The organism is Cupriavidus sp. PB-02 (assembly GCF_058252315.1).
Window position 1 is genome coordinate 4,173,998 of record NZ_CM177694.1, and the last position, 22,582, is coordinate 4,196,579.

29 protein-coding genes are annotated in these 22,582 nt (G+C 64.5%); 22 read left to right on the forward strand and 7 right to left on the reverse strand.

The window, feature by feature from the left end; genetic code table 11:
• Positions 1 to 190: 190 nt before the first annotated feature.
• Positions 191 to 616: a nucleoside diphosphate kinase regulator gene (rnk, locus tag AC10V3_RS19675; RefSeq protein WP_022536963.1), complete on the reverse strand. Its 426-nt coding sequence runs from the start codon at positions 614 to 616 to the stop codon at positions 191 to 193.
• Positions 617 to 1,150: 534 nt separating this feature from the next.
• Complete coding sequence (locus tag AC10V3_RS19680) at positions 1,151 to 1,612, reverse strand: Cd(II)/Pb(II)-responsive transcriptional regulator (protein WP_022536964.1); 462 nt, start codon at positions 1,610 to 1,612, stop codon at positions 1,151 to 1,153.
• A gap of 237 nt (positions 1,613 to 1,849) precedes the next feature.
• Between AC10V3_RS19680 and AC10V3_RS19685 the strand changes: the two genes are divergently transcribed.
• The 3 genes from AC10V3_RS19685 to AC10V3_RS19695 all read left to right on the forward strand — a co-directional run bounded on the left by AC10V3_RS19685 (position 1,850) and on the right by AC10V3_RS19695 (position 4,371).
• On the forward strand, positions 1,850 to 2,206 hold the full coding sequence (locus tag AC10V3_RS19685) for a hypothetical protein (protein ID WP_022536965.1): 357 nt from the start codon (positions 1,850 to 1,852) through the stop codon (positions 2,204 to 2,206).
• 108 nt (positions 2,207 to 2,314) lie between these two features.
• On the forward strand, positions 2,315 to 3,193 hold the full coding sequence (htpX, locus tag AC10V3_RS19690; protein WP_041681178.1) for a protease HtpX: 879 nt from the start codon (positions 2,315 to 2,317) through the stop codon (positions 3,191 to 3,193).
• A 71-nt stretch (positions 3,194 to 3,264) separates the two neighbouring features.
• Entirely contained in the window at positions 3,265 to 4,371 is a 1,107-nt protein-coding gene (locus AC10V3_RS19695; protein ID WP_490922776.1) for a GNAT family N-acetyltransferase, read from the forward strand.
• A 42-nt stretch (positions 4,372 to 4,413) separates the two neighbouring features.
• On the opposite strand, the gene arfB is transcribed toward AC10V3_RS19695, so the two are convergent.
• Positions 4,414 to 4,818, reverse strand: a complete 405-nt coding sequence (gene arfB / locus AC10V3_RS19700; protein ID WP_022536968.1) for an alternative ribosome rescue aminoacyl-tRNA hydrolase ArfB — start codon at positions 4,816 to 4,818, stop codon at positions 4,414 to 4,416.
• Between the two features lie 84 nt (positions 4,819 to 4,902).
• Here arfB and AC10V3_RS19705 point away from each other — a divergent pair, with 84 nt between their 5' ends.
• Positions 4,903 to 5,478, forward strand: coding sequence for a DUF1294 domain-containing protein (locus AC10V3_RS19705; protein WP_490922777.1), 576 nt, complete (start codon positions 4,903 to 4,905; stop codon positions 5,476 to 5,478).
• A gap of 294 nt (positions 5,479 to 5,772) precedes the next feature.
• Here AC10V3_RS19705 and AC10V3_RS19710 read toward each other — a convergent pair whose 3' ends face one another.
• Both AC10V3_RS19710 and AC10V3_RS19715 read right to left on the reverse strand, forming a co-directional pair.
• Positions 5,773 to 6,552: a hypothetical protein gene (locus AC10V3_RS19710; protein WP_490922778.1), complete on the reverse strand. Its 780-nt coding sequence runs from the start codon at positions 6,550 to 6,552 to the stop codon at positions 5,773 to 5,775.
• Between the two features lie 444 nt (positions 6,553 to 6,996).
• Positions 6,997 to 7,284, reverse strand: a complete 288-nt coding sequence (locus AC10V3_RS19715) for a hypothetical protein (protein WP_490922779.1) — start codon at positions 7,282 to 7,284, stop codon at positions 6,997 to 6,999.
• Between the two features lie 851 nt (positions 7,285 to 8,135).
• Here AC10V3_RS19715 and AC10V3_RS19720 point away from each other — a divergent pair.
• The 3 genes from AC10V3_RS19720 to AC10V3_RS19730 are packed head-to-tail and all read left to right on the forward strand — an operon-like array spanning position 8,136 to position 10,764.
• The gene (locus tag AC10V3_RS19720) at positions 8,136 to 8,987 is read left to right on the forward strand and encodes a DNA adenine methylase (RefSeq protein WP_490922781.1); all 852 of its coding nucleotides are present in this window, start codon (positions 8,136 to 8,138) and stop codon (positions 8,985 to 8,987) included.
• Positions 8,988 to 9,617 (forward strand): hypothetical protein, encoded by a 630-nt coding sequence (locus tag AC10V3_RS19725; RefSeq protein ID WP_490922782.1) that lies wholly within the window; start codon positions 8,988 to 8,990, stop codon positions 9,615 to 9,617.
• On the forward strand, positions 9,604 to 10,764 hold the full coding sequence (locus tag AC10V3_RS19730; protein ID WP_490922783.1) for a DGQHR domain-containing protein: 1,161 nt from the start codon (positions 9,604 to 9,606) through the stop codon (positions 10,762 to 10,764). Before AC10V3_RS19725 ends, AC10V3_RS19730 begins: the two co-directional genes overlap by 14 nt.
• A 42-nt stretch (positions 10,765 to 10,806) precedes the next feature.
• On the opposite strand, the gene AC10V3_RS19735 is transcribed toward AC10V3_RS19730, so the two are convergent.
• Both AC10V3_RS19735 and AC10V3_RS19740 read right to left on the reverse strand, forming a co-directional pair.
• Complete coding sequence (locus AC10V3_RS19735) at positions 10,807 to 11,844, reverse strand: phage portal protein (RefSeq protein ID WP_490922784.1); 1,038 nt, start codon at positions 11,842 to 11,844, stop codon at positions 10,807 to 10,809.
• The gene (locus AC10V3_RS19740) at positions 11,841 to 13,622 is read right to left on the reverse strand and encodes a terminase ATPase subunit family protein (RefSeq protein ID WP_490922785.1); all 1,782 of its coding nucleotides are present in this window, start codon (positions 13,620 to 13,622) and stop codon (positions 11,841 to 11,843) included. The genes AC10V3_RS19735 and AC10V3_RS19740 overlap by 4 nt, the downstream gene beginning before the upstream one ends.
• A gap of 144 nt (positions 13,623 to 13,766) precedes the next feature.
• Between AC10V3_RS19740 and AC10V3_RS19745 the strand changes: the two genes are divergently transcribed.
• The 15 genes from AC10V3_RS19745 to AC10V3_RS19815 all read left to right on the forward strand — a co-directional run bounded on the left by AC10V3_RS19745 (position 13,767) and on the right by AC10V3_RS19815 (position 22,582).
• On the forward strand, positions 13,767 to 14,600 hold the full coding sequence (locus AC10V3_RS19745; protein WP_490922786.1) for a GPO family capsid scaffolding protein: 834 nt from the start codon (positions 13,767 to 13,769) through the stop codon (positions 14,598 to 14,600).
• Between the two features lie 46 nt (positions 14,601 to 14,646).
• Positions 14,647 to 15,672 (forward strand): phage major capsid protein, P2 family, encoded by a 1,026-nt coding sequence (locus AC10V3_RS19750; RefSeq protein ID WP_490922788.1) that lies wholly within the window; start codon positions 14,647 to 14,649, stop codon positions 15,670 to 15,672.
• A complete protein-coding gene (locus tag AC10V3_RS19755; protein ID WP_490922790.1) occupies positions 15,669 to 16,391 on the forward strand; it encodes a phage terminase small subunit in 723 nt (240 codons plus the stop codon). Before AC10V3_RS19750 ends, AC10V3_RS19755 begins: the two co-directional genes overlap by 4 nt.
• Before the next feature lie 114 nt (positions 16,392 to 16,505).
• Positions 16,506 to 16,973, forward strand: a complete 468-nt coding sequence (locus AC10V3_RS19760) for a head completion/stabilization protein (RefSeq protein ID WP_490922791.1) — start codon at positions 16,506 to 16,508, stop codon at positions 16,971 to 16,973.
• Positions 16,973 to 17,176 carry a tail protein X gene (locus AC10V3_RS19765; RefSeq protein ID WP_115662681.1) on the forward strand — a complete coding sequence of 68 codons (204 nt, stop codon included), beginning with the start codon at positions 16,973 to 16,975 and terminating at the stop codon, positions 17,174 to 17,176. The genes AC10V3_RS19760 and AC10V3_RS19765 overlap by 1 nt, the downstream gene beginning before the upstream one ends.
• Before the next feature lie 14 nt (positions 17,177 to 17,190).
• The gene (locus AC10V3_RS19770; protein ID WP_490922793.1) at positions 17,191 to 17,580 is read left to right on the forward strand and encodes a putative holin; all 390 of its coding nucleotides are present in this window, start codon (positions 17,191 to 17,193) and stop codon (positions 17,578 to 17,580) included.
• Positions 17,577 to 17,918, forward strand: coding sequence for a phage holin family protein (locus AC10V3_RS19775; protein WP_490922794.1), 342 nt, complete (start codon positions 17,577 to 17,579; stop codon positions 17,916 to 17,918). The genes AC10V3_RS19770 and AC10V3_RS19775 overlap by 4 nt, the downstream gene beginning before the upstream one ends.
• Positions 17,896 to 18,702 (forward strand): N-acetylmuramidase domain-containing protein, encoded by an 807-nt coding sequence (locus AC10V3_RS19780; protein ID WP_490922796.1) that lies wholly within the window; start codon positions 17,896 to 17,898, stop codon positions 18,700 to 18,702. The genes AC10V3_RS19775 and AC10V3_RS19780 overlap by 23 nt, the downstream gene beginning before the upstream one ends.
• The gene (locus AC10V3_RS19785) at positions 18,699 to 19,211 is read left to right on the forward strand and encodes a hypothetical protein (RefSeq protein WP_490922797.1); all 513 of its coding nucleotides are present in this window, start codon (positions 18,699 to 18,701) and stop codon (positions 19,209 to 19,211) included. Before AC10V3_RS19780 ends, AC10V3_RS19785 begins: the two co-directional genes overlap by 4 nt.
• Positions 19,208 to 19,648, forward strand: coding sequence for a phage tail protein (locus AC10V3_RS19790; RefSeq protein WP_490922798.1), 441 nt, complete (start codon positions 19,208 to 19,210; stop codon positions 19,646 to 19,648). The genes AC10V3_RS19785 and AC10V3_RS19790 overlap by 4 nt, the downstream gene beginning before the upstream one ends.
• Positions 19,645 to 20,091: a phage virion morphogenesis protein gene (locus AC10V3_RS19795; RefSeq protein WP_490922799.1), complete on the forward strand. Its 447-nt coding sequence runs from the start codon at positions 19,645 to 19,647 to the stop codon at positions 20,089 to 20,091. Before AC10V3_RS19790 ends, AC10V3_RS19795 begins: the two co-directional genes overlap by 4 nt.
• A 74-nt stretch (positions 20,092 to 20,165) precedes the next feature.
• The gene (locus tag AC10V3_RS19800) at positions 20,166 to 20,786 is read left to right on the forward strand and encodes a phage baseplate assembly protein V (protein WP_490922800.1); all 621 of its coding nucleotides are present in this window, start codon (positions 20,166 to 20,168) and stop codon (positions 20,784 to 20,786) included.
• Positions 20,787 to 20,797: 11 nt separating this feature from the next.
• On the forward strand, positions 20,798 to 21,142 hold the full coding sequence (locus AC10V3_RS19805) for a GPW/gp25 family protein (protein ID WP_490922801.1): 345 nt from the start codon (positions 20,798 to 20,800) through the stop codon (positions 21,140 to 21,142).
• On the forward strand, positions 21,139 to 22,047 hold the full coding sequence (locus AC10V3_RS19810) for a baseplate assembly protein (RefSeq protein ID WP_490922802.1): 909 nt from the start codon (positions 21,139 to 21,141) through the stop codon (positions 22,045 to 22,047). The genes AC10V3_RS19805 and AC10V3_RS19810 overlap by 4 nt, the downstream gene beginning before the upstream one ends.
• Entirely contained in the window at positions 22,040 to 22,582 is a 543-nt protein-coding gene (locus AC10V3_RS19815) for a phage tail protein I (protein WP_490922803.1), read from the forward strand. Before AC10V3_RS19810 ends, AC10V3_RS19815 begins: the two co-directional genes overlap by 8 nt.

A 22,582-nucleotide genomic window follows, 5' to 3' on the forward strand; every position in this document is an offset into this window, starting at 1 on the left:
TCTACGTTGTGATGCGAGCACGGATTGAAGGTTAGTCACAGTCCCCGCAAGCAGAAATACCGCTGCGACGAATGGTGCGTTGCGAGTCGTGAAACGACAGGCTTGCGGATGAATGGTGTCCACGGATCGCCAACGGTGCGCACCCCCGACGGCCGGCACGTGGCGCCGGCGGCACGCACGGGGAGCGGGCTCAGAGGGTGTACTGGCCGCTCGCTTCGGGCTGGAACGCGATTTCGTCGATCGTGACGTGCTGCTCCCGGCCGTCCGGCAGTTGGTAGCTGACGGTCTGCCCGGCACGTGCGCCCAGCAATGCGTGGCCCACCGGCGACAGCACCGAGAGCCGGCCGGCATCGAAGTCCGCGGCGTCCGGATACACCAGCGTCCAGTTGCGCGGCGAATGCTCCCCCGGCAGCGTGCACACCAGGCGCGAGTTCATGGTGACCACGTCGGTCGGGATCTCGTCCGGCGCGACGATGGTGGCGCGTGCCAGCAGGTCGTCCAGTAATTCTTCGAGCTGCGCCGAGCCGGCGCGGCTGGCGATGCGCTCCAGGCGGGTGATGTCGAGTTCGGTCAGGTAAAGCGTCGGATTGGTCGGGGTGGCTTGGTTGGCCGTCATGGCAGGTTCCTCCGGCAGTCAGGGTAGGCGCGGCCCGGTGGCCTGCGTTCAGGCGGGGGGCGCAGTCAGGTCTTGGCTTTGCGCAGTAGCGCAGACATCAACGGATCCGGCGCTGGCCCGTGGGCGCGCGCCGGCAACAACGGAAACGCTGGCTCGGGCCCGGTTCGGCCCGGGTGCCCCGCAGTGGGGGACGAATCAGGCTGGGAACCGGGCGGAATCAGGCGGTGCGCTGATCCGGCGGGGAGACATCGCGCGCGGCGCGCGCTCAGGCAGGGCGGCGGCCATGGCGATCGCGGCCGCGCGCGAGCGGCCCGTCCGCGGCAAGCGGGCAGGCACGTCGTTCAGCGGCATCAGGCGATCAGGCACGGTCACGCGAGAAATCATCAGGGGTTGGGATCGACGGCAGAGTCTGTTGCTGGGTCTGGCATGCTTCGTAAGTCATTGCTTACTGCGTGCACTGCCGTCGTGGTACGTGCACCGCTGTGGTGCGGTCACGGGTATAGCCATCGTAGCACAGTGACGCGCGCGCTTGCCTCACCCATTGGCGGCATGGCCCTGGTCGTGCACGTCCGGATGACATTCGCACGCGGCGCCGGCGGCGGCCTGCTGCAGGTTCTGCAGGATGCCGCACTCGCTGGCGGGCTGGTGATGTTGGTGGTGGCAGGTCTCGCGCAGTGCGCGCAACTGCCCTTCCAGTGCCTCCAGCGCCACACGTTGGGCATGAATCTGCGCGATCTGGCGATCCAGCAGCGTGTTGATGTCATCGCAGTCCTGCGAGGGGTTGCGCTCGAACTCGCGCAGCCGGCGCACGTCCGACAGGCTCATGCCGAGCGAGCGGCAATGGCGGACGAAGTTGAGCTGGACCAGGTGGCCGTCGTCATACCGGCGGTAGCCGTTGGCCTCGCGCCGGGGCGCGTCGAGCAGCCCTTCGCGTTCGTAGTAGCGGATGGTCTCGACATCGCAGCCGCTGGTACGGGAGAGTTCGCCAATGCGCATATTGTTTCCCCTCTGGCCGGACAATCCCTGTAACTACTACAGGGTAGGCCATAGTGTAGGCCAGTCCGGGCTAGCGTGCAGAGGCGGCGGATGCGCCGCCTTGCGCGCGATTCCCGGTCCGGGTTGAGCCGCCCCGGGCAACTGGTTGCGCATGGTGTGGTATCCCTCATGCTTGCCGCATGCGCCATGGCGCATCCTGTAGAATTCGCTGAACACTTACTGACAAGCCGTCCTCGCGTGCGCTCCATTCGGCTTCTCCTTCTGATCGTGATGCTGGCCTGCCTGCCGTTCCAGGGCTGGGCGGACACGCTCGCGCACGCCGTAGCGTCCCCTGCCGAGATGGCGGGTGCATCGGCCCCCACCACTGGCAGCGCCGACCTCGACGACGCTGCCGCCACGGGTGGCCAGCCGTCACCCTTCTCCGAAATCTCCGAGCCGCAACTGCAGCCCGGTGCCGACCTCGCCGAGCAACTACTGCCGGCACCTCCCTTGCACCTTGCGGCCTGGTCCGGCCGCGCGGGGCCGCCGCACTATGCCGGCGCTCCGCTGCCTGACCCCGACCTGCCGCTGCTGCCGCGTCCGCCGCGCGCCTGAATCCCACCGGCGCGGCCTGACCGCGCCCGCCCGTTCCTGCGTGCCGCGCCCAGGCACGCGTCCGCGGCTCGTCCGCACCTTTCCGCCGTACTGCTCCACTCCATACACATGAAACGCGTATTGCTTTTCCTGGCGACCAACCTCGCCGTCATGCTCGTCCTCAGCATCACCGCCAGCGTGCTGGGGGTGAACCGCTACCTGACCGCCAACGGCCTGAACCTGGGCACCCTGCTCGCATTCGCACTGCTGATGGGCTTCGGTGGCGCCTTTATCTCGCTGCTGATGTCCAAGACCATCGCCAAGTGGTCGACCGGCGCGCAGGTCATCACCCACCCCAGCACCAGCACTGAGCTGTGGCTGGTGCAAACTGTCGAGAAGCTGGCCCAGCGCTCTGGCCTGCCCATGCCTGAAGTGGCTATCTACGACGGCGAACCCAACGCCTTTGCCACCGGCGCGACCAAGAAGAGCTCGTTGGTGGCGGTGTCTACCGGCCTGCTGCAGTCGATGTCGCACGACGAAGTCGAGGCGGTGCTGGCGCACGAAGTGGCGCACGTGGCCAATGGCGACATGGTCACGCTGACGCTGATCCAGGGCGTGGTCAACACGTTCGTGATCTTCCTGGCGCGCGTGGTCGGCTACTTCGTCGACTCGATGCTGCGCAAGAATGACGAGGAATCGCGCGGGCCGGGCATCGGCTACATGGTCACGGTGGTTGTCTGCGAAATCGTGTTCGGCGTCCTGGCCAGCATCATCGTGGCCTGGTTCTCGCGCCACCGCGAATTCCGCGCCGACGCAGGCGCCGCCGGCCTGATGGGTTCGCCCACGCCGATGGTGTCGGCACTGCGCCGCCTGGGCGGCCTGGATCCGGACGGACTGCCGCAGAACATGCAGGCGATGGGCATCGCCGGCGGCAAGTCGTGGCTGGCGCTGTTCTCGAGCCATCCGCCCATCGAGCAGCGCATTGCCGCGCTGCAATCCGCGCGCTGAAACCTGGCGCACCTAAGGCACTGGCGCCGCGGCTATCGCGCGCGGCGCCGGTCATTTGAGGGGGGGCCGCGATGCAATCGAGCCTGCTGGAACCGGGAAGCCCGGCGTGGCGCGACACGCTGACGCGCTGTCGCCACGACTGCCACCACACGCCTGGGTGGTACACCGCCGCCGAGCGCAGCGACCACGGCAGCGCCGCCGCAGTGCGGGTGACCGACGGCACCCACGAGTTGCTGGTGCCGCTGGTGCGCCGCCCCCTCGACTGCGGCAGCTGGGATGCCACCTCGGCCTATGGCTATGGTGGCCCGGTGCTGAGCAGCGATGCTCCTGCCCGCTTTGCCGACGACGCACTGGGCGCGGCGATCGCGCTGCTGCGCGAGCACGGCTGCGTGTCGTGGTTTATCCGCCTGCACCCGCTGCTCAATGCCGGCTGGGACAGCCGTCTCGGGCTGGTGGTCGAGCAGGGCGAGACGGTGTCGATGGACCTGACCAAGAGCCCCGAGCGGCAGTGGCAGGAGACGCAGTCGCGCCACAAACTGGGCATCAACCGCGCCCGGCGCGCCGGCGTGACGGTACGGCTGGACCGTGAGTTCGCCACGCTGCCGCGCTTTGTCGAGCTGTACAACGAGACCATGACGCGCCTGGAGGCGTCGCCCTATTACTTCTTCGATGCGCAGTACTACCGCACGCTGGAGCGCGCGCTCGGAGACGACCTGCTGCTGTTCGTGGCCGAGGAAGCGGGCTGCGTGATTGGCTCGGCACTGTTCACCGTGGCCCATGGCAGCGGCATCATGCAATACCACCTGTCGGCCTGGGACTGGGAATACCGCCATCGCCAGCCGACCAAGACCGTGATCCACGCCGCGCGCGAATGGGGCCGCACCAATGGATTGCACTACCTGCACCTTGGCGGCGGGCTGGGCTCGGCCAACGATTCGCTGTTCGAGTTCAAGCGCGGCTTTTCGCCCGACACCCATGTGTACCGGACCCAGCGCCTGGTAGTCGACCCCGACCGCTACGTGGCACTGTCCGGCGGCGACTACACCACGCTGGAAGACCTGAACGGCTTCTTTCCCGCCTACCGGCGCCCCGGCGCACGCGTCGGCCCGCCGCAGGCCGATGCCGGCGACGACCTGGCCGCGCCTCCGGCGCCCGCGACGGTCAAAAGCGAGATCTGACGCAGGACTGCGGCAGAGGACTGAAGCCGTACTGAAGCGGTACTAGTCGAGCACCCGGCCGCGCAGCGCCTTGACCTGGCTGCGCTGGCTCTTGGATTCCAGCCGGCGCTGGCGCGATGCCCGCGTGGGCCGCGTGGCCCGGCGCGCGCGCGGGGGTGTGGCCACGCTGCGCACCAGCTCGTGCAGCCGCCGCACCGCTTCGTCGCGGTTCAGGTCGAGGCTGCGGAACTGCTGGGCCTTGATCACCACCACGCCGTCGCGCGTGATGCGGTGGTCGTGCAGCGCCAGCAGGCGCTCCTTGTGGTCGGGCGCCAGCGAGGAGGCACGCACGTCGTAGCGCAGGTGCACGGCATTGGACACCTTGTTGATGTTCTGGCCGCCCGCCCCTTGCGCGCGGATCGCCGTGATCAGGTACTCGTGGTGGGGAATGACGGGGTCGTCGGTCATGGCGGCATCATAGCAAGCGCCTACTGGCGCCAGCCAGCCGGTGTTCGCCTACACTTGATGCCTCGTACAGCACACGTCAAGAACATGAGAAAAGCGGGCCGGATCAAGTCGTGGCATGCCCCGAAGGGCTTTGGCTTCATCGAGGTCCACGCGGACTCAAAGGATGTCTTCTTCCATGTCACGGCGCTGCAGGCGCGCGCCGTGACGCCCAAGCCGGGCGACCGCGTCAGCTTCGAACTCGCCCGAGGCAAGGATGGCCGGATGCAGGCGCTTGACGTTGCCATCGCGGGCGCGCCCAGCCAAAACGCGGAGGCAAGCTTGCTGCCAGCCCTGCTCGGCCTGGCAGCCCTGGTCGTCATCGTCGGATGCGGCCTCACGGGTTATCTCCCGCGGCAAGCCGGTATCGTAAGCGTCCTCGCCAGCGTCCTCGCGTTTCTCGCCTACGCGGCGGACAAGGCGCGCGCGGCTCGCAACGCATGGCGCATCCCTGAGGCCAAGCTGCACCTGCTGGCGCTGTGCGGCGGCTGGCCGGGCGCGCTTGCCGCCCAGCACCTGCTTCGGCACAAGAACAGGAAGCCGGCGTTTCAGGCGAACTTCTGGGGGACGGTGGTCCTGAACATCGCGGCGATGGCGCTATGGAAGACGGGTGTCGGCGGGTAGTCCGGAGCGCCGCCTGAACGGGCGGTCACCGATGGCGAGGGCCATCACATCACGTATCGGAAGGAAATCTTGGCGCGCCCGGCTGGGATCGAACCAGCAACCCCTGCCTTCGGAGTTTTAGGGACGCACTGCAGCCCCTTATAAATCAAAAACCTTACGCAACTCGCAAATTGCAAAATCAAGGCTACTCAAGGTCAACCAAGGCCATTCCGGCTGGTCATAGGTGAAATCCAGCTACAGTCCCTAACAGGGGCTTTCCAGCATGCTGAGGGACCGCCGCTCGAACCCTACCGCCTACTCGGCCGCCTGCTGCTGCCTTGCAGCGCGAAAGCTGGCAGTCTGCGCCTGCTTATCTTTGTATGCTTTGATGGGCGGATCCAGCGGAGGGAACAGTTCGTGAAAGCCGGCATGGATGTTCCGCGCCATCTTGACTAGAAGCCCAAGCAGAGCGTGGGCGTCAGCCTGTGACTCACGGATGCGCTGCTTCAAGCGCACAGTTGTGTCGCCGCTTTCGTCAATGTACTTCTGATCGACTTCCCCACCGTTGTGCTCGTAGAGGTGCCGACGATGGAACATGCGTTCTGCAAATATCTGGTCCGCATCCTTCATGCCTCGACAGGTGTCGATGCCAAACCAGTTCTCAAACACCCCTTGCAATTCCCTAAGATTGTGAAAGCGCTGCTTGGTAAGCCGGTTCCTTCTGTAGGAGATCATTGGAACGCCTGCCGCGAGTTCACGCGCAAATTGAGCGACATACGCATCAAATGACGATACAGCGTCTCGGACGCAATCTTCTGGCGGGTGACCATTGTTGATCCGATCGCGGATCGCCAAGATAGTGTTCCCTTCGAAGTCAGCCAAGTCAGTGCGCGTCCCACAGAGTGAACAGTACCCATAGCGCCCAAGGATGTCGTTGAACTCGCCGCACGCCGTGCACGTGAACTTGTGTTGCTGGCTTTCTTCAGACACATAGAACGGGGGCTTTTCCTCGTCCTTCCCAGCAGCGTCAGCCACGGCGTCCATGTCAATAACGAATTCACCGTCCTTCCCCGACTGCAGGGCATCAATGAGCATTGCGCAGTAGCGCCCCAGGTATCGCATTTGAGCCGCGGATAGAAGATTGTGGCTTGGCGACCCGATGCCGCAGTACGGGCACAAATTCGGCCACGGGCCGCTTCGCCAGTACCCCGAACACTCTGGACAGGTATGGCCAAACTTACCCTCACTGTCGGATGAGATCAACACGGGCAAGCACTCGGGAAATGGGGGTGGATTCCAAGCCTGCCCAATTCCGCCCAAGTGGATGGGTGCGACAGGAATCCCTTGAGGTAGTGCGTAGACGGCGATCATTACCATCGGCACGGGCCGACTTCCTCGAAAGCCGACCTGAAACCCACGCTGACCGTCGGCGCTTGTTGTCAGGGTGAAACTGACCTGCCCCCCCGAGTGAGCGATCTCTTCGAACTCGTTTGCCATAAAGTCTCCCGGAAATAAGCCTCCCGACTAGGCGGCCCCTGCTCATCTGCGGCGCCGGCGTGCACCGCGCCCAATGGCGGTATCGACGTTATCAAAAATCTCTTCCCCCATCCGATCGGACCCGCCTTGGGCGTCAGCATGCAGGCACGGCTCCTCTGCCAGCTCGCGCCGCAATGCGGCCAGGATGATGTGGCCGGCCGAGCTGTTCACCTTGCTGTCGTAGAGCGGAAAACATGCCGCGAACTGGGCCGCCCACCGCACCGTGCGCTGCAGCCGCGCAATCTCCCACAGCAGCGCTCGGACCTCCGGGGTGCGGTTGCGCTGGTACATAGCGCGCAACTCCGACGCCGTCAGCGGCGGCCGGAAGTGGTGGCCAGCCTTGCGCCGCCGTCGCGGATCTGCCTGGTCGCCGTCGACCAAGTTCTGCGCCCAGGAATGCTGTTGTGAGCTTCGGGATGTCATTTGTCCGTCAGGGCCAACCACTGTATAAAAACACAGTATACCCAAAGGGCGCCGCCAAAATTCGTGGGGGATCGGGAAAAAGGTAACCTTGGTAACCTCGACATGAAAATCACCGGTAAAGCCTTGTCAGATAAGGGATTCCGGGTCTCAGCAAAAAGGTAACATTGGGGTAACTTTAGGGTAACCAGATTACCTTTTCCGAAGGTAACCTCGATAGAAATCGAAACCCAATAAAATCAATAACTTAGCGAGAGGTTACCTTTTTGGTTACCTCAGATTACCTTTCCAAGGTAACCACATTGGGCCTTATAAATCAAAGGGTTAGCGCTGCTTCTCGTGGGTGGTTACCGAGGTTACCTTTTTCCCGACCCCTCCCCGGTTCTTAACTTGCCAATGGCGCAAAAAGCGGTGAAGCGCTCTCGGACGCGCGCTAGGTGGAGGGACGGCGCATGGACGCCAGCCGCTACATAGTCAAGGCGCATGAATCCGCGTAAGTCGACGCACCGTGTCGACCACTCGCGAGGCCAGCACTGGCGCGGCGCGCGGCCCTGACGCAGGCGCATAAAAACCACTCGATGAAGCGGGCGGGTGAGGCGGGGTCTCCACCGCGCGCCGGCGGGTAGCCTAGGATAGGCGCCTGCCCCCTGAAAGCGGCGTTGACGGGGCTCCGGGTTGGCCCCAGACTCTCGGCTGACCAGGGTCAATAGATGTGAATAAAAATGCTCACAGCAGTATCTAGAAGCGCCGCAAAGGGGCCTGAGAACAAGACGCAGGCGGCAATCCTCCCGTTCCTAAAGTGGGCCGGTGGCAAGCGCTGGCTGGCTAAGGAGCTGAAAGAGCTCATAGGAGAGACGAAAGGTCGATATTTCGAGCCATTCGCAGGTGGGGGGGCGGTATTCTTTGCACTCAGGCCGGAAAATGCATTTCTCTCGGACTCGAATGCTGAACTCATTAATGCCTACGCGGCTATTAAGTTCGATTGGCGACGCCTTTACGCTCTGCTAGTAGAGCATCAGTCCCTGCATAGCGAAGAACACTACTATGCGGTCCGAGCAAATATTCCGCGTGGTCGCTATGAAAGGGCAGCCAGATTCATCTACCTGAATCGCACTTGCTGGAATGGGCTCTATCGAGTCAATCGACGAGGGGAGTTCAATGTTCCCAAGGGAACAAAAACGGCGGTATTACAGGATACCGACGATTTCAAGGCAACCTCGGATGCGCTAAAAAATACCGAGCTAACCACCACCGACTTTGAATCTCAAATACAGAAGGCATCGTCGGGAGACACGGTTTTTGCCGATCCGCCATATACCGTAAAGCACAAGTTCAATGGATTTGTAAAATATAACGAGCACATTTTCGCATGGAAAGATCAGGTCCGACTAGCTGAGGCACTAATCTCCGCGAAAAAGCGAGGTGTGAAAGTGTTCTCGACGAATGCCGATCACGAAAGCATTAGAAATCTATACGATCAACATTTTGAAATTATCGAGGTAAGTCGATTTAGCTCAATTGCCGGAGCCGGCAACGCACGTGGGCAGTATCCCGAACTTATCATTACCGGTTGAATGATGAGCGCACTAACTACAAGGCCCAGGCTACGGCGCATTGGTGAATTCATCAAGCGTTGCATTCGACTCATCCCAATTTTCGGGAATCTCGTTGATTGCTCGAGAAAACAGCATGCGGATGCGATAAAGGATTTTGTATTTGGCGTGGTCTTCTCAACCTCGACCTTCTGGCTTTCCGCTATAATACTTTTGAGCCTTCAGAGAAATAATGAAGCAACATACCTAGCTATGCTGCGGTCCACCGTGAACTCGGGGGAGCTATTTATTTTTTCGGTAGGCTTCATGGGGCCGATCGTCTTGACCGCGATGGAAGATCCGGGCAACGCGAGACCCTTCCCGGGGCGAGCGTGGCACGCCATCTGCTTGGTGATTCTTAGTGTTGTGGCAGTGGCATTCTTTGCCCTCATCAAGGTTGCGGCTACAGAGCAACTCGTGCCTCTCTTCAACTACAAGTTCTTAGTTTCAGCCTCTATGTGGCTTGCCGCACTGGCAATGGTTCTTCGTTACCTGACAATCGTCTACAGAAAGCAAACGCTCGCAAATCCAGAAAAACAAATGAAAGCACCCGAGCTAGATTTCGCAGCACAGTTCGTGGCTCAACACGGAGGCGAACGTGAACACCACTAGCATGCTGGATTTGGATGTGCCAATTGAGGTGCCTTGCATTAAGGTGCAACAACCTATTGGGACGTTCTTTATTGCTGCGATGAATTCCGCTGATCTGTGTGAAATCACATATTCAGATGTCCGCAGACTGGAGGGCGAGCGAGAAGTTGAGACATACCTGGGGATACAGCGCCCGTTAAGCCGCAAGCGGGTAGACGAGTTGCGCGAGTACGTTACTACGGTCGATGCCTGCTTTCCAACTGGCGTGATCTTGGCGATCGATGGGCGATGTGCAGAATATTCCGAAGAACGTAAAACCCTTACGCTTCGAGCTTATTCGGATAAGGATAATCCGTCCAGTTCCGTCAACCGCATCGAAATCGCTAAAGTCCTAGACGGACAACACCGTATCGAAGGGTTGCGCGGATATAAGGGATCGCGGTTCGAATTGAATGTCAGTATCTTTATTGACATGGATATTGAGAACCAGGCATACGTATTCTCAACGGTCAACTTAGCCCAAACCAAGGTCAACAAGAGTCTTGTGTATGATCTTTATGAGTACTCGCGAGCGCGCAGCCCTCAGAAAACATGCCACAACATAGCAGTGGCCTTGGATAAGCTCGAAACGAGCCCGTTCCATGAGCGCATAAAACGGCTCGGCAGTGCAACTCGGGGGCGCTCAGCAGAGACTATTACTCAAGCTACTTTTGTTGAGGCGCTTCTGCCATATTTGACGTCGAACAAGATTGCCGATCGAGATCTCTACTTGAGAGGAAAACGCCCTCGACAGGTTAATGCTGAGGAGTCACGCAAGCTCATCTTTAGGAATATGTTCATTGAGGAGCAAGATATTGCCATTGCCGACATAGTCTTGAACTTCTTCTCGGCAGTTCGCGATCGGTGGCCAGAAGCCTGGAACCAGGGCGGCGACGGACAGATGTTGAACAAGACAAACGGTTTCCGTGCGTTGGTACGCTTGCTTCGCCACGCCTATCTACATTTGGCTACACCTGGCGCGGTTGTCAGCGAAGGACAGTTTGCGACGCTCTTGAGGAAGTCGACGCTGGCGGATGAGGACTTCACGACCGAGCGCTTCTTGCCTGGCACCAGCGGGGAGACAAGCTTGTTCCTTACGCTCTGTGATCAACTCGGGATCCGAGTGTAGTGAGAGGGCCCGTTCTCGTATGAGAACGGGCTACGCTGTGATCTATAGGGAATACTCGCTAAAGCGAACCACCTCCTGCCCAAGCCATGCATTCACTTCTTGGAGGCGGTCCTGCAGCGGTTTGACCTCATTCCGTGCAAAGACCATGGCGGCCTTCTCGGCGTCACCGAACCCGCCGGTGTTGTTCGGGATGATGCCCATCAATTGTGGTGGCACACGGTGCGCGGCCAACTGGTCGTCGCGGGTCACGTTCTTGATGTTCCAGAATTCGTCTTTGGCCGCAACCTCCGACACCGGTAGCAGCTGAACTCCATCCTTCTTTCCGTTGGGCGCGTACATGAACAGGTTCCGGAAATTCCCCGGCCCCTTGCTGTTCTTGAGTGCCTGGCGCAGGGCGTCGACGTCCTCCTGTTTTTGCGCGGCGTCGGTCATGTACAGGATGAAGCCGGCGTGGCTGCCGTTCTTGTAGTAGCGCCGCCGGAACAGCGTGGCGGCCTCGTTGAGCCAGGTGGCGTTGAGCGCCGACAGGTACTCGGGTAGCCCGTACACCTCCTGGTTGATGTCGGGCTCGAGCAGATGGAAGATGCTGTCGGGCTTGAACGTGTGCTTGTCCTGCCAGTTCTGGACGAAATGGTAGGTCTCCAGATCCACGCCGCGGCGCACGTACTTGGCCATAGCCGGCTCGAGGGCCAGCGGCCGGCCCAGCACGTTGTCACGCCGCTCCAGATAGCCGTTGCCGAACACCAGGAAGTCCTGCACCCAGCGGGCGAACGCCGAGCGCGACAGCAGCTTGTGCGGGATGAAGGTCGAGACCAGGATGTTGCGCTTCACGTAGATCGGCGAGCTGTTATGCACGGCGGCGCGGAAGCTGCGCGCCAGCCCGTCCCAAGGCAGCGGCGGCTCATACCAGTCGCCCAGGCGCATGCACTCGACGTAGTCGAGCAGCTCGCGGCGGTCAAGCACCGCAACGGGCTCGCCAAAGCTGAAAGCCTCGGCCGAGGTCGCGGCAGGCGCCGGCGCGGGGCGCTGATCGGCATGGTTGGCCACAGCCACATCGCGGCGGGTCTTCTTGCGGGTCATGAGAACTCCAATATGCTGGTGTTGGTGGTGGTCACGCCCTCGATCGGCTCATGGGCCAGAGCGTGCATGCAGGCCCAGGCGAGATCAGCGTGGCTGGTCTCTTCGGATCGGCCGGCTTGGTAGGTGACCCGGCCGCCCGCGGCGGTGGTGGTCTTGCGAATCGACATGAACGACGCGGCGAAGTCGGTCCAGCCGGCGTCGAACTCCAGGCGCCCCTTGCTGATGACGTCGGTAGCCTTGAGCACCAGGCCGGTCTTCACGTCGACCGAATAGGTGAAGCCCTGGGCGTCGGGACGCGACTTGAGCACGACCTTGTAGACGGCATCGCCGACGCCGGTGCGGTCGATGCCGATATAGGTCACGTTGTAGCGCTCACAGACCTTGAGGATGGCCGCGGCCTGTTCCTCGTAGTCGATGCCGCGGAACTGGTGTTTCTCCAGCACCCGGAACTTGCCGCTGGGCACCAGTGGCGGCGCGACCACCACCAGCGCGGCGCTGTCACCGCCGCCACCGTTGGGGTCATAGCCAACCCATACTTCGCGGTTGCCCAGCGGCCGCGGCGACCAGTGCCGGAAGTCCTCCCAAACTTCCCAGCTGTCGACCATGCAGCGCATCAGCATCGACAACGGGAAGACGGACGCCGTGTCGTCAATGAAGCCGCACATCAGCAGGTTCTCGAAGTCGGCATCGCTGTACTCGCGGCGAAGCTGCTCCAGGTCGAACAGGTTGCAGCCGCCGCGCACCGCGTCCTCGACCGTCACCACCTGGCGCCACTGGCCGTCGGCACAGTGCCGGCCCGTCTGCAGGTTGGCGTGGCTCACATCCACCTGGACGTGCTGGTCCTTCCTGCGGCCGCGGTTGAACAGGGCGCCGGACCAGAACGGATACGCTTCGTGCGCAAGGCTCGAGGGTGTCGAGAAATACGTCTGCCGCCACTTTGCATGGATCGCCATGCCCGAGGCCACCTTTCGCAGCTCTTGGAAGCGTTGGATCCAGAAGTACTCGTCCAGGTAGAGGTTGCCATGGTAGCTCTGGGCCGTGCGCGCGTTGGTGCCGAGGAAGTACAGCGTGGCGCCGTTGGGCAGCACCATCGGATCGCCCTTCAGCTCCACGCCGGCCGCGTCCTTGGCGAACTGGATGATGTAGTGCTTGAAGACATGGGCCTGCGACTTGCTGGCTGACAGGAAGATCTGGTTGCGACCGGTGGTCAGCGCATCAATGAAGGCTTCGCGCGCGAAGTACCAGGTGGCGCCGATCTGCCGGCTCTTCAGGATGTTGCGGATACGCTCGACCAGCCCGGCCTCATACCAGACGCGCTGGTAGTCAAACATCGAATCCATGAACGCGTCGACCAGCTGCTCCTGCTCTTCGTCGCTGATCGCATTGCGCTCCGGCTTCTTGCGCGGGCTCTTGTTGCGATTGGCCACCTTGGGATTGAGATCCGCCTCGTTGCCGCTGTCCTCGTAGCGACGCACGCGCGCCAGACGCTCGATCTGCCGGCCCAGCAGGTCGATCTCCTTGTAGTCCTTTCCCTCCTTCAATTCCTTCGCCACCAGCTGCGCCATGCGCACCTCGATGCTGGTGCCGATGCGCTCGACGGCATCGGCCTTGTCCCATTGCTCGCGGTTCTTCCAGCTGTGCACCGTTGGAGGCTTCACGCCGAGCATCTCGGCGATGCGCGCGACGCGATAGCCCTGCCAGTAGAGCGCGCGCGCGATGCGTCGCGGCTCCATCTCCGGATCGAAAGAGAGGCGGGAAAGAGGGGGAAGCGTAGTCATGCCGCAACGCTACCGTCCGCGCGCGCGCGTGCCACGTTGCCCGTGTTGTGCCGCGGATCGCCACAACAGCCCAGCGTTGCCCGCGCGTGACACGACGCAGAAGATGGCAACACCAACACCGAACCACGCCAACACGAGGACACCATGGCCGGTAAGAACCCGAAGTTTTTCCGCATTGCGACCGAAGGCGCCACCAGCGACGGCCGCGTGATCGACCGCGAAATGCTGGTGCAGATGGCGGGCAGCTATGACCCCAGCACCTACGGGGCACGCATCAACCTGGAACACATCCGCGGCATCGTGCCGGACGGCCCGTTCAAGGCGTACGGCGACGTGCTGGCGCTGAAGACCGAAGAGGAAGGCGGCAAGATGCGCCTGTATGCGCAGCTCGATCCGACCGCCGAGCTGATCGCCTTCAACAAGGCACGGCAGAAGGTCTTCTGCTCGATGGAGGTCAATCCCGATTTCGCCGACACCGGCGAAGCGTACCTGGTGGGCCTCGCCGTCACCGACAACCCGGCAAGCCTGGGCTGCGAAATGCTCCAGTTCAGCGCCAAGGCGAAGACCAATCCGCTGGCCGAGCGCAAGCAGGACCCGAGCAACCTGTTCTCCGAAGCGGTGCCGGTCGAGCTGGATTTCTCGGCCGAGACGGCCGTCACGGTACCCGGCGCCGGCTTTGCCGCCAGCATCAAGAAGCTCTTCGCGCGTCAAGACACGTCCGAGGCCGGCAACGATGCGCGCCACGCCGACACCCAGGAAGCCGTCCAGACCATCGCCAAGGAAGTGCAGTCGCTGGGAGAGACCTTTGCCAAGGCCATCGACGGCGTGACCCAGCGCCTCGACGCGCTGCAGGCAGACCAGGCCAAGGACAAGGAAGCGTTCAGCACGCTCAAGGGCGCGCTGGAGAAGAAGGAAGACTTCAGCCGCCGCCCGCCCGCCACCGGTGGCGACGGCAGCGTGGTCGAGACCGACTGCTGAGCCGGCCCCCGGACAGCGACACCCCAACCAACCCGGAGCCAACTCAATGCGCAACGATACCCGCCGGCTGTACGCGGCATACGAAGCCAAAATCGCCGAGATCAACGGCGTCGAGCGCGTGGACCGCAAGTTCAGCGTGCAGCCCAGCGTTCAGCAGAAACTGGAAACCAAGGTGCAGGAATCCAGCGAATTCCTGGGGCGGATCAACGTCTACGGCGTGACCGAGCAGGAAGGCGAGAAGATCGGCCTCGGCGTGTCGGGGCCGGTGGCCAGCACCACCGACACCGCGGCGCAGGATCGCCAGACCAGCGACATCGCCGCCCTGGATGACCGCCGCTACCGCTGTGAGCAGACCAACTCGGACACCCACATCACCTACCGCATGCTGGATGCCTGGGCCAAGTTTCCCGACTTCCAGACCCGTATCCGCGACGCCATCCTGCGCCGCCAGGCACTGGACCGCATCCTGATCGGCTTCAACGGCGTTGCTCGCGCCGCCACGTCGAATCGCGTCACCAACCCGATGCTGCAGGACGTCAACAAGGGCTGGCTGCAGCACCTGCGCGAGGAAGCGCCGGAGCGCGTGATGGACTCGGGCAAGGCGGTCGACAAAATCGTCGTCGGCGGCCCGGACTCGAATGCCGCGCGCGACTACGCCAGCCTGGACGCGCTGGTGTTCGACCTGTGCAGCCACCTGATCGCACCCTGGTATGCCGAGGATCCCGACCTGGTGGTGGTGTGCGGCCGCCAGCTGCTGGCCGACAAGTACTTCCCGCTGCTGAACAAGGACCGCGACCCGACGCAGAAGCTGGCCACCGACATCATCATGAGCCAGAAGCGCATCGGCAACCTGCCCGCCGTGCGCGTGCCGTACTTCCCGCCGGATGCCCTGCTGGTGACGCGGCTGGACAACCTGTCGATCTACTACCAGGAAGGCTCGCGCCGCCGCACGATCGTCGACAACGCCAAGCGCGATCGCATCGAGAACTACGAGTCCAGCAACGACGCGTATGTGATCGAGGATCTGGCCTGCGCCGCGATGGCCGAGAAGATCGAGGTGGCCGCCGAATGACGAGTCCCGCCCGCAACCACTTCCTACGCGTGAGCGCCCAGCGGGCGGCCGCCTCGGCCGAGGCGGAGAACCCGCTGCGCCACGCATCGGGCCATGAGCTGATGCTGGCGCAGCTGGCCGACCACAAGCGCCAGCTCAAGCAGATCCAGTCGATCGAGCGCAAGGCCGATGCCAAGCGCGCCATGCTGCCGGCGTATGCGGCGTGGATGCAGGGCGTGCTGGAGGCCGATGCCGGCGTCCAGGACGAGGTCTTCATGTCGGTGATGGTGTGGCACATCGACGTGGGCGACTTCGCCGGCGCGCTGCCCCTGGCGCGCTACGCGATCCGGCACGGCCTGGTGATGCCCGACCAGTACCAGCGCACCACCGCCTGCCTGATCGCGGAGGAGTACTCCGCCATGACCCTGAAGGCAGTCGAGGCCGGGCAACCGGTCGACGTCGACGCATTGGCCGAGATTGGCATGCTGGTGATCGACCAGGACATGCCGGACGAAGTGCGCGCCAAGCTCCACAAGGCGGTCGGATATGCCCACGCTGCCCTGGTCGAGAGCACATCCCCGGACCGGCAGCAGGAGCGGCGCGAGTTCGCGCTGCGCAACCTGCGCCGCGCGCTGGAGCTGCACGACAAGGTCGGCGTCAAGAAGGACATCGAGCGCCTCGAGCGCGAGATCAAGAACGCAGCTCCTGCCGGCGCCAAGGAGGGCGACGGCCGCGGCTGACACCGAGCGTGACCCCGCGCATCAGGCGGCACGGGGCAACCCTAGGGCGCACCGGCCGCCGGCCGGCCAACCCGAACGGCTGCCCCGTCCACCGCCTCCACCACCAGCTCACCCATGTCTTCCTTCATCGCCGCAGCACCGGCCACCGCTGGCCAGAACCTGATTGCCAACGACGGCTTCTTCCCGGACGTCGACGTAGATCATGCGCTGGCCGCCATGCGCCAGGACGGCACGGTAACGCCGGAACGGCTGCGCGCCGCGCTGGTGGAGGCCGCGCTGTCGGTCAATGCCGAGCTGGCCGGCTGGAAGGCCGACCAGGTGGCGGCAGGCCACGCGGCCCTCGAGGCCGTGCCGGCGCTGCAGCTGGACGGTAAGTCTGCCCAGCTGCACCGCTACCTTCGCGCACTGCACTGCCAGGCGCGCGCCAGCCTGATCGAGCGGTACCGCGACTACGACGCGACGGCCGCCGGTGACAAGACCGCCGAGGCACTGCTGCAGGCGGTGGAGGATCTGCGCCGCGACGCGCGCTGGGCCATCAGCGACATCCTGGGCATCACCCGGACCACGGTGGAGTTGATCTGATGCGCGTGCGCACCCGTCAGGGCGACACCGTCGATGCGGTCTGCCAGCGCGTCTACGGCCGCACCGCTGGCGTCACCGAAGCGGTGCTCGAAGCCAACCCGGGCCTGGCCGATCTTGGCCCGGTCCTTCCCCACGGTACGGTCATAGACCTGCCTGACACCTCCCCCCAGCCTGCCGTCCAGCGCGTGCAGCTGTGGGACTGACCCAAGGAAATGACATGGCTGAACCCATCGCCACCAGCTCCACCGCCGCAATCGCGGTGACCAGCGTCGGCGCCATCACTCTGCTGCCGGGCGTGGACGCAGCCACCGTGCTCGGTGCCTTCGCCGGCGCCGCGGTGTTCGTTCTCAACTCCGACGACATGTCGACCCCCAAGAAGCTCGCCTTCCTGGTCCTGTCCATCGTCGCCGGCTGCCTGGCGGCGCCGCTGGCCGCCGCCCTGATCTCCAAGGCCCTGCCAACCGACGCCGAGGTCAGCCACGGGGTGGGCGCCCTGGTCGCCTCATCGGTGCTGGTCAAGCTGCTGCTGGCCCTGATCCGGCTGGCCGGCAACGGGGACCGGTTGGTGGGGCTGATCCGCGGCAACGAACAGGGGGGTGGCAAATGACATCGCTCTTTCTGGTCCAGGCAGGCCTGTGCGCGCTGCTCGCCGCCCGCCTGCTGCTGTTCCGCCGCAGCGGTGCCGCCCACCGGCCCCGGGCCGCCTGGCTGGCCTACGTGCTGGTGGTGCTGTCCGGTGCCGTGACCATCAGTGTGCTGTTCGGCCGCTACGAATGGGCGATGTTGGCGCAGAACGGCATCACCGCGGTGCTGTGCCTGGCGGTGTTTGCCGTGCGCGGCAATGTGGTGGAGCTGTTTCGCACGGCCGGCGCGGCCGACAGCGGCTGCGCCTGGTTTGTTCGTTTCCTGCGGGGAGCCTGCCATGAAGATTCTGCGTCGCGGTGACGTGGGCGCCGAGGTGCGCGAGCTGCAGCGGCTGCTGCGCGAGCGCGGCGCCATCCTGGAACTGAGCGCCGAGTTCGATGCGGCCACGCTGGCCGCCGTCCAGGAGGCACAGGAGCGCTACGGCCTGGTGGTGGACGGCATCGCCGGCCCGAAAACGCTGCTCGCGCTGCAGCAGGGCCAGAAGCGGACCGAGCACCTCACCGCGGCTGATCTGAAGCGGGCTGCCGACCAGCTGGCGGTGCCGGTGGCAGTGGTGCGCGCCGTCAACGAGGTGGAGAGCCGCGGCACGGGCTTCCTGCCGGATGGCCGCCCGGTGATCCTGTTCGAGCGGCACATCATGTACCGCCAGCTGCGGGCAGCGGGTCACGACGCCGATGCCCTGGCGCGCCAGTACCCGAACGTGGTCAACCCGCAGCGCGGCGGCTATGCCGGCGGCGCCGGCGAGTACATGCGCATGGCGGCCGCGTTCCAGATCGACGCCGATTGCGCGCGCGCTTCCGCGAGCTGGGGTCTGTTCCAGATCATGGGCTATCACTGGCAGGCGCTGGGTTTCGCCAGCGTGCAGGAGTTCGCTGACGCCATGCGCGCCGGCGAAGGACTGCAGCTCGACGCCTTCGTGCGCTTCGTCCAGGCCGATGCCGCGCTGTGGCGTGCGTTGCGCGCCAAACAGTGGGGCACCTTCGCACGGCTCTACAACGGGCCCGACTACAAGGCGAACCTGTACGACGTGAAGCTGGCGCGCGCCTTCGCACGCTACGACGCCGAGGAACAGGTGACGGCATGAACAGGACCCTTGCCCTCGCCTTGACCACCCTCGCCGTGCTGGCGACTGCCGCCATCTTGGGCGCCTGGTTCACCAAGCGCTACGCCGACACGCAGGAGCGTGCCGAGAACGCGGAGACCACCGTGGCCAGCCTGCGTGCGCAGCTCGACAGCACCGAAGCCAGCATCGTCACCGTCACCCGCTATGTCGACCGCATCCGGACCGTTCAGGTCAAGGGCGACACCATCATCAAGGAGATCCCGCGCTATGTCCCCGCTCATGCTGATGCCGCCTGCACTGTGCCTGTCGGCTTTGTGCGCCTGCACGACGCCGCCGCCACCGGTACCGTGCTCCACCCGGGTCCCGGAGATACTGATGCGGGCCCCTCTGGCCTTGCACTCTCTGCCGTCACCGGCACCGTTGCCGACAATTACACGGCCTGCCACCGCAACGCCGAGCAACTGAGCGCCCTGCAGGCCACGCTGCGCGACCAGGGCGTCACCGTCATCGGGGAGGCGCCCGCGCCATGATGAAGCCTGCCAGCCTGCGCCAGGCCATCACCGCGGCCGTGCCCCACCTCGCGCGCAACCCTGAGAAGCTGCACCTGTTCGTGGACGAAGGTCGCGTGGTGGCCACCGGCGCCCGAACGCTGTCGTTCGAATACCAGTACACGCTGACGCTGATCGTTACCGACTTCGCAGCGGGTGCCGACGAGATCATGGTGCCGGTGCTGGCCTGGCTGCGCGCCAACCAGTCCGAGCTGTTCTTCAATCCGGACCAGCGCGAGCGCAGCGTCCAGTTCGAAGCGGACATCCTCAATCACACCACGGTGGATCTGGCGCTTAAGCTGCCGCTCATCGAACGCGTTGTCGTGCGCGTCGCGGGCGCTGGCTACCAGGTCGAGCATCCGCCCGAGCCGGTGAACGACAACGATGATCCTTCGGGGTGGCGGCCGGAGCCCGCATGAACGACGTCGACGCGCTGCAGGGCTGGCTTGGCGGCCTGCTGGTTAATCTGGCCCCGCCGGCGCGGCGTGCCCTTGCGCGCGCGGTCGCAGCCGAGATCCGGCGGCGCCAATCCGCACGCATCGCCGACCAGCGCAATCCCGATGGCTCGCCCTACGAGGCGCGCAAGCCCCAGCTGCGGGCCAGACCAGGGCGGGTCAAGCGAGCGATGTTCGCGCGCCTTCGCACCGCCCGCTTCCTCAAGGCGCAGTCCAGCCCCGACGCCGCCGTCGTGTCCTTTGTTGGGCGCACCCAGCGCATTGCCGCCGTCCACCAGTTCGGCCTGCGCGACCGCGTGAATCGGGGCGGGCTCGAAGTGACCTACCCACAGCGCGAGCTGCTCGGCTTTGACGATGGCGACGTCGGCCGCATCGCCGATCTGGTGCTGTCACACCTCGCCGCCTGAGCCGCTTGTTGTGGCGGCGTGCGGCACAACAGCGTGCGCGTGACCCCCTCGCGCGCGCACGGCACTCTGGCGGCATGGACTCCGCCACCGAACTCGCCCGCCTGATCGAAAACCTCATCCGCCTCGGCACGATTGCCACGGTGGACACCGGCTCGCCGCCGCGCGTGCGCGTGAAGACAGGCGGCATCACGACCGACTGGCTGCCCTGGCTGGAGCGCCGTGCCGGCACCACTCGCACCTGGAACCCGCCGACCCTCGGCGAGCAGGTCGTGCTGCTGTGCCCCAGCGGTGACCTGCGCAATGGGGTGATCCTGACCGGGGTGCCGACCGACGCCAACGACGTGCCCAGCCACAGCGCCGACGAGACGGTGACGCACTACCCGGACGGCGCCGTGACCCGCTACAACCATGCAGCCGGCGCGCTCTTTGTGGGCGGCGTCAAGACGGTCGTGCTGGAGGCTGCCACCAGTGTGCTGGTGAAGTGCCCGAGCACAACATTCGACGGCGACGTAACCGTCAAGGGGCTCTTCTCGTATCAGAACGGCATTGCAGGCCAGGGTGGCGCCAACGGCAACGCCATCAAGGGGGACTTCACGCATCAGGACGGTGCCCTGTCCTCCAACGGCGTGGTGCTCGACAGCCACGACCACGGCGGCGTCCAACGCGGTGGCGAACGCACGGACGGTCCCCGATGAGTTACCGCGGCATGAACAGCGCCAACGGGCGCACGCTCACCGACCGCGATCACATCGCGCAATCGGTGCAGGACATCCTGACCACCCCGATCGGCACGCGCGTCATGCGCCGTGACTACGGCTCGCTGCTGCCGGAACTGATCGACCAGCCCCAGCACCAGACCACGCGCCTGCGCGCCATGTCGGCCACCGTCAGCGCCCTGCTGCGCTGGGAACCCCGCCTTCGCATCAGCCGGGTCGCATTCGAAACAACCGCAGACGGCCGGCTGTTCATTGACATCGAGCAACAGCGCGTGGACGGACCGCGCGCCGACCTGCAACAACTTCGCGTGCCGCTGGGCACTGGATCCGTATGACCACCACGCCGATCGACCTCTCGCGCCTGCCGCCGCCCAACGTGGTGGAGCCGCTGGACTTCGAAACGATCTTCGCCGAGCGCAAGGGCGAGTTCATTGCGCTGCATCCCGCTGACGAGCAGGCCGATGTTGCCGCCACGCTGGCGCTGGAATCGGAGCCGATCACCAAGTCGCTGCAGGCCAGCGCCTACCGCGAGCTCGGGCTGCGACAGCGGATCAACGAGGCCGCGCGCGCGGTGATGCTCGCGTACGCCGCCGGCAGCGACCTCGACCAGCTCGGTGCCCTCTTCGGCGTGTGGCGGCTGACGATCTCGCCGGCGGACCCCGAGAACGACATCCCGGCCGTTATGGAGAGCGATGCGGACCTGCGCAAGCGGATCCAGCTGGCCCCGCAGAGCTTCTCGGTGGCCGGTCCCGAAGGGGCCTACCGCTCCCACGCGCTGGGCGCCGATGGGCGTGTACTGGACGCGTCGGCAACCAGTCCGGCGCCGTGCGAGGTGCTCATTACGGTGCTGTCCCGCGAAGGCAGCGGGGTGGCATCCGAAGAGATCCTGACGGCGGTACGCAATGCCCTGGCCGCGGATGACGTCCGGCCCCTGACCGACCTGGTCACCGTGCAATCCGCCGAAATCGTCAACTGGACACTGCGCGCCAAGCTGTACACCTTCCCCGGGCCCGACTCCAGCGTCGTGCTGGTCGAGGCCGGCAAGCGCCTGGCGGCCTACAAGGAGGAAACGCACCGCCTCGGGCGGGAGGTGACCTTGTCCGGGCTGTACTCCGCGCTGCACGTCGAAGGCGTCGAGCGAGTGGAGCTGCTGGAGCCGCTGGCCAACGTGGCCATCAGCCGGGTGCAGGCGCCCTACTGTGTGTCCTCCACCATCGAGCACGGTGGCGTCTATGGCTAGCCTGCTGCCACCGAACGCTTCGCCGCTGGAGCGCCGGCTGGACCGAACGGATGCCGCATTGGCGGACGTGCCGGTGCCGCTGCGGTCGCTGGTCAAGCCAGACGAGATCGCCGCGTCCACGCTGCCCTGGCTTGCATGGCACCTCGGGGTCGACGCCTGGAAGGAATACTGGCCCGAACAGATCAAACGGGCACGCGTCAAGACCGCCATTCCGATCGCCCGGAAGAACGGCACGGCCGCCGCTGTCCAGGAAGTGGTCGCCGCGTTTGGCGGCAGCATCGCCCTGCGCGAGTGGTGGCAGAAGACCCCTCGTGGCACCCCGGGCACCTTCGACTTGGTGCTGACCCTGAGCGGTCGGGACGGCGAATCCGCCACGGCCGACTTCGTCGCCGACGTGATTGCCGAGATCGAGCGGACCAAGCCCGTCCGCGCCCACTACACCTTCACCCAGGGCTTCCAGCTGCAAAGCGCCATCGGCGTCGCCGCCGCGATTCGCCCCACCGTCTACAACCGCCTCTCCCTCACCGACATCTGA